Genomic DNA, 12,822 nt, shown 5'->3' with positions numbered 1-12,822 from the left:
TTAAATTAATTTTAATAATTCTTCTGCAGATGGTTCTCTTTTATGCACATCATCATGACAGACGTTGCACAGTGTGATGAGGTTCTCTGCCGTATTTTCACCACCTTTAGCATGATGCTTGATATGGTGAAGTTCTAAGAGATGTCGGCGATCGTGAGGCCTGACGTCCTGATAACTCCAATTGCACATTTTGCAGCAATGGTTGTCTCTGTCCAGAACATCGATTCTAACTTTATCAGGGATTTTTCTGTCATGAGGCTCAGCCTGCTTATCTTCTTCTAATATGTAGGCGCCTACCGGCAAATCAGGTCTTCCAGAGCTTTTAGTTGCAATAGGCCAACCTTCTTCTGTCCTTAATTCTCTGCAGCGACGAGCCCATTCACTATTGCCATTAGCTAAGTATGCAATCTCTTCGCCAGTCACCACTTTACCGACATTTTTCCTGAAATATTCAATAATTTTTTCTTTCATGCCCACTTTTTTCTTGCGGATTTCGTTTGCAAGATTCCAGCGATGAGCTGCGTCCCTATCCTCTTCAATAGCCATCAAAACATAAGTATCAGTTTTTAATGAATTTAATGAGACAGCCTTGATCTCATCAAGCTTAATATCCCCTTCCTCAGCCATATCTTTAAGTACAGCACCGCTTAAAATTTGCCACCCAAACTGCACACGCAGTTCACGAATCCTGCGTGCATATTCACTAATTCCAGCGACAACCATTAATTCATCACCATGAATTAAGATTCTTGAATAGCGCAATAAATAAGCAAGAATTCTGTCTCTGGCTGAATTAACTTCTTCATCCCGAATTAAAGATCCACCTAAATCTCTTAAGGTATGGTTCGCGGGCACGAGAGCAAGGACCTGCTCCCTTAGTGCCCCCTCTTTCAACTTACTCTCGAAGGCTTCAATAAGTTGTAGCAACTCTTTACGCAGCTGTTCTGGATCTTTCCGTTTTGCTCTTCTGGCCATTGTTAGCTCTTAAATCCATTAAGTGTTTTACAAAGAGGGCGATATGTTCTGCAAGCTTCGGCGGCACGGCATTACCAATCTGCCGAGCAATTTCAGTTTTAGTCCCCAAGAAAATAAAATCATCAGGGAAGCTCATAAGCCGGGCAGCCTCACGATGAGTTATAGGCCGATGCTGGTCAGGATGAAGATAACGTCCTTTCTCCGGCTTGAAAAATTCAGTTCTGATAGTAACTGAAGGGCGATGCCACCATAAGCGGCCAAACAGATCCGTACCACCGGAAGTTTTCTTGATCCAACATGCGGGGGTTATATCCGGTCTGGCCTTTTGTAAGTCAAACCGGTTCCCTCCTAAAGGCACAACCTTATAACGCTCAAGCGATAGCGCCGTAGGATTTCTGCCAAAATGTAAATTTAGAGGAGGCAGCTCGTCCCTGATTTCTGTCCCAACAGGTTCAGGCAAATCTGAGATGAAATCTTTAACAGTTAGCCAGGCTGGTAAATCACCACCCTTTTCGGGCGCCTTATGAGTTGGATGCGGAGGAAACTCAGGTAAGTTTTCAACGACGAAATTGCTTTTTTTAACGCCAATAGCGATGGTTCGTTTTCGCGTTTGGGGGACGCCATAATCAGCTGTGTTAAGCACTTTAGGGTTAAGCAGAATAAAGCCAAGTTGCTCAGCTCTCTCATTGATACTAATGAATTCTTCGCTAGTAAGCAGGCCTGGAACGTTTTCCATAACAAAGATCGAAGCGCCAGATTTTTCTATAAAATCCATGTAGGGTTCCCAAAGCGCTCTACGAATATCTCCGGTACGGTTTTTGTTTAACAAACTAAATCCCTGGCAAGGCGGCCCGCCGATCACTACATCAGCAGCAGGAACTTCATGCTCAGTGAGCCACTCTTCAATGTTGACAGCAATGCCATGATCACCAAAGTTGGCGTTATAGGTCTTTATAGCGGCAGAATCATTATCAATCGCTAAGATACCTTCGAAAACATCTCCAGCCTGTCCTTTGAAAAAGCCCGTCGATAAGCCTCCCGCACCACAGAATAGATCTATTACTTTGATTTTTTTGCTTTTTATCATTGCGGGAAGCTCAGCTGTTAGCACTCATGAATGTATCAGTTACAAGCCTAATGCTGTATGAATTCACATGCAAGTCTTGACGTGCGAAAGTAGCAATCCATATCAATACAGTGAATGTATTAGCAATAAGTTAAAAAAGCCATAATCCCATCTGAGCCATCGTAGTAAATACTATTCATATCAACAAGTTAGATTGATTTTTCCGAAAAAAACCATATAAGAATTTATTTTTTATTCAGATATCAATAAAATAATATTAGTAAAAAACAACCTATCACCTTAACCAAATGCAATGGTTTACACAACCATCGTATCAAATCAAATCAGCCAACTTAGAAGAAAAAATACCAAGACCTAACGTCAGAATTAAATTAAATGCCATTTTACAATAATTTCTCTTTTTCTTCTTAACGTATTCTTCAATTAATCTCTCATCGCCTTTATTAAGTTTTAAATATGAAAGAGGAACATACCTATCAATTACGCCCTCAATATTTGAACCAAGAAACCTTGCAACTGAGGAGAAAATAAAAAAGCATGAAAAGAAAATAATTGAAAATTTTGCAATTTTTTCTGGTGATGCGCTTTCATTAACAAAAAGTTCAACGGAATTCATAGCCAGTAAAACTATTGACAAAGAAAATATAAACTTAAAAAAAGATGGTATGTAATGAGAAATAAACTGCAACTTATTCATTAAATTAAATGAGTTAGAGGCCCTTGAGCAACCCTCAGTCCATTCTTTAAAGGCTTCAATGAAAGTACGAGCAACGACATAGTCGGCGTACTCTACATCTATTTCTGCTGCATCTGCAAGCATGAAGGATATGAATCTCCCTCTCATAAATGGTGGGGCATCTTCCTCCATTTGCTTTTGCCATGCTATTCTTGAGTTAATTTTTAGAGTTACTGTGTATTGATTTGGCGTAACACGTCCAGTAGGTAAGATTGCAAAATTATATTTTAAAATAACATTTAAGGTCGGACTGGTAGTACTGCTGTTATAAATCTCAAATTTTTCGAAAGAGGTAAATTGCTCCTTCCTTTCTTTGGCATGAAAAACAGTAACTGTTTCGTTTTGAGCAATAATATTATGAATATTGCGAAGTTGGTTTATTTTAAAATGAAGCTGCTTAATTTCCTGCATATCGATTAGGAGGTTATCTGAGCAAATCTGCTTCATGTTTTCACTACGACCAGTGATATGTTGATACATTTGCTGATAAATTTGAAGGCTACTATTTATATCTCGGGAATTTGTTAATCCACCATTTTCATTATCCGATTCGCCAGAGTTGTCGATAACTATGCTCATTGTATTAATACCTGTAGGGTGACTTAAGAATATTCTTAAACAATTCTGAACATTAAGCAATAGCTCTACAAATATTATGTTTCTTTACGTTGCGCGCAATGCTATCCCCGCCACGCCTGCCCGCTTTGTGCATCACTTTTAATGCAGTTGCATGACCCAGCTGGAACCACGCCAGCTCAGGCCTTCAAAGGGATCCACCGACGGGATCAATGCATGCAAAACCATGCACCTTATGCATGCATGGCTGCTTACCTGTTTTGCTGACAGTTACCTAAAGCTATTTTTGACAAGGAACGGTCGAAAAAGCGACCGAAAAATTTCTATCTGAAAGCGTATTGTTAGCTGCGATCTCGGCAATCAGGTTTAATGCAATCTCTCTGTCCCGCTCTTTACAGACGCCCTCCGTAGTCAGCCGAGCTATCAACTCTACACGCTCAATCATTACCCGTTCTTGTAATTCATCCGCCATTTTACCCTCCCCAACGCTAAATACTGTACATAAATACAGTATAATTTTTCTGACAAATTGTGAACCACTTTTTACTTTTTCATAGGATTAATCTGGCAAAATCATTTCATTAAAGATGTTATGGACCAACAGTTTATAAATTTTTGGTTGCCGATTTTTGCTGGATAGCCGAAGTTAAATTGATTCCAAGCCCCCTCTGCTAGGAGAAGTAATCACTTTATCAAGAGTGTCAAAACTACTGCTGCCAATAGTCATCCTCCTGCAATCGTCCACTCCGGTAAAAAAGTCGCATTTTTGCTCCTGCATCCAGGCTACGGCCACTTACGAGCAGCCTGATTTCATCTTCACTCCCCTCAAAACCTCTCGTTTTAAGTTCCAGCTCTAATCGTCGGCGCTGTAGCCCCGTACAGTTATTGACAGAACTCCAAGGGGCGGCAGAGCCGCCATGAAAAGCAGCCTCCGCTGGCGCATCGGCCAGTTTGGCGACCTTTTCCCACTTGACCAGACGCGTGAGAACTTCTGAACCGGCAATGAATGGCGAGTAGATACCGTTAACACGCTGTACGTCTTCCGCATATTCATTCCCCATTTCGGTGATTTCATAGCAAAGGCGTATCACTAAATCGTCACGCGCAACCAGCGGGCCTCCCTGCGCCATAGTGTAAGAAGCCCAGCAGCTTGCGACAGAGGCGGACGCCAGCACGGCATCCATCTTGCTGTCAGGCAGACTGGCATCTTTGAGGCGACGCAATTCACGCCACACCGTGACCGGCGCACCGCCGATTTGCTGAAACTGGCGTATAGACCAGCGCGACGCCCAGGCTGAAACGGCTTTCGCCATATCACGCATGTTTGCACCGGTTTCATCGTCTTTCTCGCCGTCCATCGCGTAACCGTCAATGTTCTTTGAGATGTATTTAGCGATATAGCCCGTGGCGCTGCCCTTTGTCGGGTCAATAGCTTCAGCATGAAAACGTGCCTTACGTGCTTCAGGGGTAGTCATCTCGTGCGCATCTTCTGCACGCGCATAGCGGGCCATAATGTCGTACACGCGTTGTTTATGTTCAGGCTCCATAAACAGCAGCATGTGCCAGTGCGGAGTACCATCATGATGCGGCTCCACTACACGAAAACCGAACAGGTGAATGCCTTCACGCGAAAGTGCCGCGCGGATTTTTGACCAGACATTACACAGGTAACGCTGCGTGTCTTTCGGGCTTGATCCGTTCCACTGAGAGATAAAACCGCCCTGACTGTAAACCGCATGATATTTTGATGGTGCAGTCAGCGTATAGAACTCGCCCACGCAACCAGTTTCATTCGCAACATCCTCAAAGCCACGCATACGCGTCATAAGTTCACGACGGCGTATCGCCGGGTTAGCGACGCTGCGGTTAACCATTTCATCCAGCGCAATGCGATCCCCTTCTTTGTTGATCAAATCGAAGCGCTTAAAGAAATCCCGGTTGCGTTTCTTCTGCTCTATCCATTCGGCCAGGGTACTGCGCGATACATAGGGAGAGGCGGATTTCTGCACCTGCCCCACTGCTATTGCCATGTGCTCACGCTGTAAATCACGCATCTTTTTAAGGCGACCCCGCCACCACTCCGGGGCCATCATACGCAAGAGCCCTGACTGCGCTTTACGCAGAGCAAGCACACCCTTACCCGCCTGAAATTCAGACCAGTAAGGCGGAACAGTACCCGTCAGCGCGGTGAGTTGAGCAATATAGCGGTAGGCTGTCAGGGTAATGACTTCTTCATCAGCATCATCGGGAAGGGTTACAGCAGAGGTAAAATCAGCCACGTTTTGAGCCATAAACATGCCAACTTTATATGCCAGATCGCGGATATCCTGACGAGCCAGCATGGGGAGGCGTTGCAGTTGCTTAACAAATGGCAGTTCAAATGTGGCGGATTCAGAGAGCTTGTATCGCTCCTGAACCAGTTGCAGGCGTGGCAATACACTTTTGCCAATAGTCTGGCGTAAAAATGTATTGGCCCGACGGCGACCCTGCTTTTCATTTCCCAGCAGTCTGGCATAGCGTTCACCAAAATAACCAGCCAGAAAATCCGGCATGTCGTGCAGGTATTGGCTGCGCCAGTTATGGTCTGCGGCATCTTTGTGCCACAGCTTCAGCTCGGTCAGGGTGATATCTTTCGGCGCGCCGGACGCAAAAAACTCACGCCGCATATGGTTAACGGCGTGATATTCACCCTGCATTGGATTCAGCACGGTATCAGTCATGTGTGCCTTTTAAACCGGCAAGCGCCAGCTCTGTCAGCTCTGCCAGCCTGCGGGTTTCTGCGACATAGCTGCTGATGGTCTTCATGCCCTTACGCAGCACTTCATGCCCAATAGCGTCAGAGACCAGATCACGGGTCAGCATCACCTCATTGTCATACAGGGCCATGACGTCAAAAACCTGTTTGCGAACACCATCCACATCGCGCCAGGCGGATTTTTCCAGGGCAATAAGCCGGGGCTTGCCCGGCTGTTTTTGCTGCTGCACCGAAATGGCGTAACGGCCATCAATAACCTGCTTCAGACTCATTCCGAACCACCTTTGTGATACTGCTCTAAACGCTCCGCCATTTGCTGACACGCAACACAACGGGTAACGCCCTGAACGGCACGGCGGCGCGCTTCAGGGATCGGTGCGTCGCAGTCTTCACAGAAAGAGGCACTGACCGTAACCAGACGGTGAGTGACCTGAGCAATGTTGCGTGCAAGCATTTCTTCGGTGCGCTGCTGTACCAGGTCCATTGAATCGGCCATTAGTGCAGCTCCTGCGATTCATTGGTGTAACGCTCAGCTTCACGGCGGATAAGTTCGGCGGCCTCGGTACCGTTCATATCCTGCTGATGAATATGTACGGCCAGCTCAATCAGACGATCGGAAACGGCCAGCGCGCGGTCTTTACGTTCTTCAATACGGGCCTTGTTTAGCAGCGCGGTCAGGGCTTCTGTTTCACTGTCAAAATTACGGGTTTCGATATTTCTCATTTCTCTTTTTCCTGAACTCGGGCAAAGGGATGCCCGACGGGTTAACGTCATTTACTGAAGGGGTTATTTAATTAGGTAGAGTTAATCGTTTGGGAAATAAACTCACGACTGCACGAAAATGGTTCATAGCACGGACAAGCGCGTTTCTTTCATCAGTAGTCAGCTCATTGAAATCAAGCTCGTGGCGTTCTGTTTTAATGTGAGCCAGATAAAAAATTGCACTTAACGCCCGTTTGTTTTCCTGATAATTAATGTCCCTTACATCACGCATATCATCCAAAAAGCGGGAAATATCTTTTTCGCTGTTGTCACCCCAAAATCTGGAACGAACCTCAGCTACATGATTCAGCCCGGCAGCTCTGGCACCCATACTCATTGCAACCAGTGCGGAGTCAGCTTCAATAGCCATGTTTTACCTCTCTTACTTTCTTGATCGTTAAAAGCAGATTTATTTTCACTCAGTACAGGATGCCAGCGCTTACCACCCTCACCCATGATCCAGCCGTGACCATATGACGCTGATGGGCTTTGACGTTTAAGCAGAGAAGCCATTGAGATTGCCGTCATGTTTTCAGCTCAGCCCAATAGTTGCGCCGATACCGCTAATCGCATCTACCGTAGAAGCCATTGCAGGGTTGGCGTGGATACGAGCCTGAACTGTGAGAGCGGCAAGGGTAAGGCAACGAATGCCGGTATTTGCGTTCTGCATCAGGCTACGCTTGCAGCTATTAGAAAAAGTCTCAGCAGAGATCGCACTGGCCGCGAGTTGTCCTACTTCTGCAGTTGCCTTCATGACATAAACTGGCAACTTTTCGTTAGCTACTTCATTTACCGGCACGCACGGCAAGCACTGCAGCTGGGCCAACATGCCATCGATCAAAGTCGCATCTTCTGTAATGTCAGTCAGCAGCAAAATTTCCGTGATTGTTAGCTGATGTAGCTGCTCTGGGTTCAGTTTATTTCGCAAAGTTTGCACACGCATATCAGCGCTCTTTGCCAGTTCAGCCATGTTGTGAGCTAGCGCGAAACGGCGGCAGGCTTCATCGAAGTGTTTGTGTGTGGAAACCCGAAAATCAAACATATCCATATTTTCCCTATTCACTTAAAGTGAACTAAGCACCCACGATGATTTGAAAACGGGAATGTCCTAAGGCTTTACGCACCTGTGCTTCTTTCCACTGTAAGTACAGGATACGAACCTTACCGCCAGCACGTTGACATCCAGGACGGATCACACGTCTTTCGATGGGTAAGCGCGGGCTGTTGCCAGTCGTCCAACGGTAGACAGTTGCCATTGAAACGCGCTCAAGCAGTGCAAACTCTTTGGGATAAACAACTTCAGAAGGGATTTTGATAATTGTAATTTCGTTAGCCATAAAGCATCATTCCCATTTTGTTTAACATTGTCATCAATGCTCAAGGTTTATCAGGCATTGTCATTGATGCTCACTCAATATTGGCAATCTACCACCAATATTGGTTGCAATCAACATATCAAACCAAAAATGGTCACCATAAAATGTTAGATGAAACCAATTTCGACAATGAAAAACTGCTGGATCGTATCTGTACCGTTTACGGATTTTCACAGAAAAGCCAGTTAGCTAACCATTTTGGTATCGCAGCCAGTACCCTGCAAAACCGCTACAAGCGAGGCAATATGTCCTATGACTTTGCCGTGCATTGCTCACTGGAAACGGGCGCAGACATACGCTGGCTAATGACAGGACAAGGCGATCCTAAAGTGGGAACCGTGCCTGCGAGAGAAAACCAAATTGAAATTCACTCATTCACATTAAGTGAAGGTAAACTTTCAGAAATGGGTGTTTTGAGCATGAGCGGTAATTTCTTTACTAAAAAACCCGCTAACGCACAGTGTGTACGCGATGGTTCAGACGCCTACATAATTGAAAAAAGTGCCTCTTTATCAGACGGCACATGGCTTATCAAAATTGATGACGCTGTAAGCATCAGAGAGCTAACCGTGCTTCCGGGCAAACGCCTTCATGTTGCCGGAGGTAAGGTCCCGTTTGAATGTACTGTTGATGAGATAAGTATGCTTGGCCGGGTAGTGGGAATTTATAACGAGGTTAACTAATGTCGATCCGTAAGCTGCCTGCGGGCGGCTGGCTTAGTGAGCTATACCCTAATGGTGCAGGCGGAAAGCGCATCAGGAAGAAGTTTGCGACGAAGGGTGAAGCTCTGGCCTATGAGCAACACATGATCCAAACGCCCTGGTCGGAAGAAAAAGAAGACCGTAGGACCCTTAAAGACCTTGCTGATGCCTGGTATAGCGCCCACGGCATAACTCTTAAGGATGGCCTGCGACGTCAGGGCGCAATGCACCATGCTTTTGAATGTATGGGAGAACCACTTGCGAGGGATTTCGATGCTCAGATGTTCTCACGTTACAGAGAGAAAAGGCTTAAAGGTGATTATGCACGTTCAAACAGAGTTAAAGAGGTTTCACCTCGTACCCTGAATCTTGAATTATCATATTTTCGAGCAGTTTTTAATGAGCTAAACCGCCTGGGTGAATGGAAAGGCGAAAATCCGCTTAGAAATATGCGTCCGTTCAGAACGGAAGAATCAGAGATGGCTTTTCTCACTCTTGAGCAAATAGCCAGGTTATTGCAAGAGTGTGAACATAATGTAGACCTGAGCGGCGTGGTAAAAATTTGTTTGGCCACAGGCGCACGCTGGTCAGAAGCACAGGATCTAAAACCTAGCCAGTTGACCGAGTACAAAATCACCTTTACTAAAACTAAAGGCAGAAAGAATCGTACTGTGCCGATTAGCCATAATCTTTATGAACAATTACCCAAAGGCAAAAGGAAACTTTTCAACCCTTGCTATAATGCCTTTCGTACTGCGCTTAAACGGACCGGGGTCGAACTGCCTGCAGGACAACTTACCCACGTATTACGCCATACCTTTGCATCACACTTTATGATGAATGGCGGGAATATACTCGTGTTGCAACGAGTACTCGGCCATACAGATATCAAAATGACAATGCGCTATGCGCACTTCGCTCCTGACCATTTAGAAGAGGCTTTAAGGCTGAATCCACTTGATGGGAGTGGCGATAAAATGGCGATAGAAATGAATAACCCTGATAAAACTTGATAATTTATGACAATCTAACAGGTTGTTTTTTATAATAAATCATTGATTTTATTGATTAGCAGAACCTTCTCATAATCGCTTGGTCACTGGTTCAAGTCCAGTAGGGGCCACCAAATTTTACCTGTTAAATCAGGATATTAAGCCACCTTTGAACGGGTGGCTTTTTTAATGGCGCCAGGCTGGCAGGCAACGAGATGGCGGCAGATTTTTTGATGCCTACAAAAAACCGCCTGAGAAAATGTTCAAGTCTATATAGGCAATTCACGATGCAGGTGAAGTTCTCAAACTGGAAAAGAAGCTTGCCACACAGGGAGTGCAAATCCCGAAATCGAAGGCCATCATTGCGGATAAATTTGGTGATATCGTTTAGTTTTAATAGCTTCACAACCGTGCCCGTATCAGGAAATTATTGAATACATCCCCTGAAATGACGCTTCAGTAACAATTCCCATAGAGTGAAGCTATTTATCTATCCAGTACCCAGCTTCAGCAGCAGCAATCAACATCCCAACTGTCAAAGGGGCCGGGGAATGATGTTCGGTGCGGAGGTATTTTGGCAGAATCGCATTAGGGAGAAACCGAATCCCTTCATTGGGAAAATATCGGTTAAAACTGAACCCGGTCATATCCACACTCAACGTTTCAGCATATTCATTCAGAAACTCTTCGGCATCCTCAGGTAGTACTGGCATCTTCCCGGTGGTTAAACAGGCTTCATCTGGCATTTCCCAGAAGTGCTTACGTATCAGCACCCTCACACTCTCAGCTTTATCCATGATTGCGTTACTCCTTTTTGCCGGTAATCAACCTGAAGCGGTTGATCACGTTTCTGGTGATTATAGAGAGATCATAAACTGTCAGAACTGCCCCAACCCATGGAAGCCAGCGCCCCACATAAGCCGCCAGGCTGGTTGTATATGCCCACCGCCCACGCACCAACTGCCCCCAGGTAATAGTTTTTTGTCTGCTCTTGAATCTGTGCTTAATGAGTGAGCGGGTAGCCAGAGACAGCGGGCTGGTGCCACTGGTAGTGCTTATAGCATCTAATTTACCCCTGACGGGGATCACAGGAAGACTCAGTAACATTGAGGATACGGCCATAATATCTGTAATGCCGGAGAATGTTTTCCTGAACTCATCCAGAATTAACCAGAATATAAGTTCATCCTCATCAACACTCATTCCCTCAAAAAAATATTTACCATTAAGCTGTTCTACTGTATCCATACCGACTCCCTGTCTTTAGTGGAAAACTATCCTATCGCCGGACCAGAAAGCAGTCCAGATTCATATATATTTTCTGAGAAATAGTGATTAAGCCTGGGAATGGCAACAGCTTTTAATTGATCGCACAACGGCCCGTACAGCCCAGAGGTATAGTGGCAAGCTTTACTAAACCCATAAAAAAAGCAGCCCCAAAGAGCTGCCTTTTTATGCTAAGTCCATTTACCCACCCTTAAGTGCCTCAATCAGCTTTCAGGATGGTTCTTCCCTTCTTCAATAAACTCTTCATCTATCTCATCGGCGTTTTCACGGTTGTCGCGGCCGGAAAGGAGATTCCAGCAGGCGATAAACATCGCTGCAATCAGCGGGCCGATAACGAAACCGTTTATGCCGTAAATTTCCATGCCGCCCAGCGTGGCGATAAGGATCAGGTAATCTGGCATTTTGGTGTCTTTGCCCACCAACAGCGGGCGAAGGATGTTATCGACCAGGCCTATCACCACCACAAAGAATCCGACAATAAACAGTCCTTTCCACACCACGCCTGAAGCGAAGAAGAAGATGGCTGCCGGTACCCAGATAATCGCTGAACCTACAGCCGGAATCAGGGAGAGCAAGGCAATCAATGCGCCCCATAACAGAATGCCTTCAATGCCAGTGATCCAGAATGCCAGCGCACCCAATGCACCCTGCACCACGGCTACCACTACGGTACCTTTGACGGTCGCACGGGATACCGCAGCAAACTTCATAAACAGGTGATGTTTAACATAGCTGGATAACGGCAGCGCTTCGAGGATCAGGTTAACCAGATAGGATCCATCCTTTAACAGGAAGAACAGCAGGTAAAGCATGATGCCGGCGCCAACCACAAAGCTGAACGTCCCCTTGCCGATCAGGAATACGCTGCCTGCTACATACTGGCTGCCCTGCAGGGCAAACTGGGAAAGCTTCTGCTGAATGTTAGTAGCGGTATCCAGATGATGTTCTGACAGGAAGCTTCGTGCCCAGTCGGGCAAATGCTGCATCACATCTGCCAAAATCACCGGAAGCTGCGTGTTGTTGTTTTGGAGTTTGGTGTAAACAACGTTGAATTCAATCGCCATGGAGGAGGCAAGGACCACCAAGGGTGTGAAAACAATGAGGCAAATTATCAACAGTGTTAAGAATGACGCCAGCCCGTTTCTTTCGCCGGTCATTTCTCTTAATTTGGTTTTCATTGGATGGAAGATGACTGCCAGGATAGCTGCCCACAGTACAGAAGAGTAATAGGGCCCCAAAACATCCAGAAAAGCCACTGTCACAATAAAAAGGATCAGGATAAAAAATCCCTTTGTCAGGCCATTAAATCTCATTTCAGTCCCTCTACAGCGCAATTTTGCACCCGAAGCATAGAACGACTTCACCCTTTTGCAAAAAAGAGTTTTCTGGTACAGAAACCAGTGGATCTGATTTTCAGGACTGGAAGGCAATAAAGAAGGTGCTGCTGGATCATGCTGCAACATCCAACAGGCGGGAACAACTCCCGCCGTTGGGTTGCTTAACCTTGCGGCTTCGTTAGCCAGGCTAACTATGTTTTGCCAGGCATCAGGGCTGGCCTCACTCAGATTAACTTCA

At 45.7% G+C, this 12,822-nt stretch carries 17 protein-coding genes; 2 read left to right on the top strand and 15 right to left on the bottom strand.

Annotated features, from left to right (window positions below):
* The 12 genes from VRC33_RS02865 to VRC33_RS02810 all read right to left on the bottom strand — a co-directional run bounded on the left by VRC33_RS02865 (position 1) and on the right by VRC33_RS02810 (position 8,228).
* Entirely contained in the window at positions 1-975 is a 975-nt protein-coding gene (locus VRC33_RS02865; RefSeq protein WP_338560660.1) for an HNH endonuclease, read from the bottom strand.
* On the bottom strand, positions 932-2,062 hold the full coding sequence (locus VRC33_RS02860; protein ID WP_338560658.1) for a DNA cytosine methyltransferase: 1,131 nt from the start codon (positions 2,060-2,062) through the stop codon (positions 932-934). Before VRC33_RS02860 ends, VRC33_RS02865 begins: the two co-directional genes overlap by 44 nt.
* A gap of 313 nt (positions 2,063-2,375) precedes the next feature.
* Positions 2,376-3,377, bottom strand: a complete 1,002-nt coding sequence (locus VRC33_RS02855) for a hypothetical protein (RefSeq protein WP_338560656.1) — start codon at positions 3,375-3,377, stop codon at positions 2,376-2,378.
* 277 nt (positions 3,378-3,654) lie between these two features.
* Positions 3,655-3,846, bottom strand: coding sequence for a hypothetical protein (locus VRC33_RS02850; protein ID WP_338560654.1), 192 nt, complete (start codon positions 3,844-3,846; stop codon positions 3,655-3,657).
* A 235-nt stretch (positions 3,847-4,081) separates the two neighbouring features.
* A complete protein-coding gene (locus tag VRC33_RS02845; protein ID WP_338560652.1) occupies positions 4,082-6,094 on the bottom strand; it encodes a replication endonuclease in 2,013 nt (670 codons plus the stop codon).
* Positions 6,087-6,401, bottom strand: a complete 315-nt coding sequence (locus VRC33_RS02840; protein ID WP_338560650.1) for a DUF5405 family protein — start codon at positions 6,399-6,401, stop codon at positions 6,087-6,089. The genes VRC33_RS02845 and VRC33_RS02840 overlap by 8 nt, the downstream gene beginning before the upstream one ends.
* Complete coding sequence (locus tag VRC33_RS02835) at positions 6,398-6,625, bottom strand: TraR/DksA family transcriptional regulator (protein WP_338560648.1); 228 nt, start codon at positions 6,623-6,625, stop codon at positions 6,398-6,400. The genes VRC33_RS02840 and VRC33_RS02835 overlap by 4 nt, the downstream gene beginning before the upstream one ends.
* On the bottom strand, positions 6,625-6,852 hold the full coding sequence (locus tag VRC33_RS02830; protein ID WP_338560646.1) for a DUF2732 family protein: 228 nt from the start codon (positions 6,850-6,852) through the stop codon (positions 6,625-6,627). Before VRC33_RS02830 ends, VRC33_RS02835 begins: the two co-directional genes overlap by 1 nt.
* Before the next feature lie 67 nt (positions 6,853-6,919).
* Positions 6,920-7,261, bottom strand: coding sequence for a DUF5347 domain-containing protein (locus tag VRC33_RS02825; RefSeq protein ID WP_338560644.1), 342 nt, complete (start codon positions 7,259-7,261; stop codon positions 6,920-6,922).
* Complete coding sequence (locus tag VRC33_RS02820) at positions 7,225-7,419, bottom strand: phage filamentation protein Fil family protein (protein WP_338560642.1); 195 nt, start codon at positions 7,417-7,419, stop codon at positions 7,225-7,227. The genes VRC33_RS02825 and VRC33_RS02820 overlap by 37 nt, the downstream gene beginning before the upstream one ends.
* A 4-nt stretch (positions 7,420-7,423) precedes the next feature.
* On the bottom strand, positions 7,424-7,933 hold the full coding sequence (locus VRC33_RS02815; RefSeq protein WP_338564006.1) for a phage regulatory CII family protein: 510 nt from the start codon (positions 7,931-7,933) through the stop codon (positions 7,424-7,426).
* 31 nt (positions 7,934-7,964) lie between these two features.
* Positions 7,965-8,228, bottom strand: coding sequence for a hypothetical protein (locus tag VRC33_RS02810; protein WP_338560640.1), 264 nt, complete (start codon positions 8,226-8,228; stop codon positions 7,965-7,967).
* A gap of 143 nt (positions 8,229-8,371) precedes the next feature.
* Between VRC33_RS02810 and VRC33_RS02805 the strand changes: the two genes are divergently transcribed.
* Positions 8,372-8,950 (top strand): phage repressor protein CI, encoded by a 579-nt coding sequence (locus VRC33_RS02805; RefSeq protein ID WP_338564004.1) that lies wholly within the window; start codon positions 8,372-8,374, stop codon positions 8,948-8,950.
* Positions 8,950-9,981 carry a tyrosine-type recombinase/integrase gene (locus VRC33_RS02800; RefSeq protein ID WP_338560638.1) on the top strand — a complete coding sequence of 344 codons (1,032 nt, stop codon included), beginning with the start codon at positions 8,950-8,952 and terminating at the stop codon, positions 9,979-9,981. Before VRC33_RS02805 ends, VRC33_RS02800 begins: the two co-directional genes overlap by 1 nt.
* 461 nt (positions 9,982-10,442) lie before the next feature.
* Here the strand turns inward: VRC33_RS02800 and VRC33_RS02795 are convergent, their stop codons facing one another.
* From VRC33_RS02795 to VRC33_RS02785, 3 genes are all read right to left on the bottom strand, one after another.
* A complete protein-coding gene (locus VRC33_RS02795; protein WP_338560637.1) occupies positions 10,443-10,757 on the bottom strand; it encodes a DUF1493 family protein in 315 nt (104 codons plus the stop codon).
* A gap of 7 nt (positions 10,758-10,764) precedes the next feature.
* Positions 10,765-11,208 (bottom strand): hypothetical protein, encoded by a 444-nt coding sequence (locus VRC33_RS02790; RefSeq protein ID WP_338560635.1) that lies wholly within the window; start codon positions 11,206-11,208, stop codon positions 10,765-10,767.
* A 242-nt stretch (positions 11,209-11,450) separates the two neighbouring features.
* Entirely contained in the window at positions 11,451-12,560 is a 1,110-nt protein-coding gene (locus VRC33_RS02785) for an AI-2E family transporter (RefSeq protein WP_338560632.1), read from the bottom strand.
* Positions 12,561-12,822 lie beyond the last annotated feature (262 nt).

It is taken from the genome of Erwinia sp. E_sp_B01_1, from assembly GCF_036865545.1.
Taxonomy (GTDB): Bacteria; Pseudomonadota; Gammaproteobacteria; order Enterobacterales; family Enterobacteriaceae; genus Erwinia.
The sequence above is the reverse complement of the archived record's forward strand: the minus strand, read 5'-3'. Positions and strand labels throughout refer to the sequence as shown.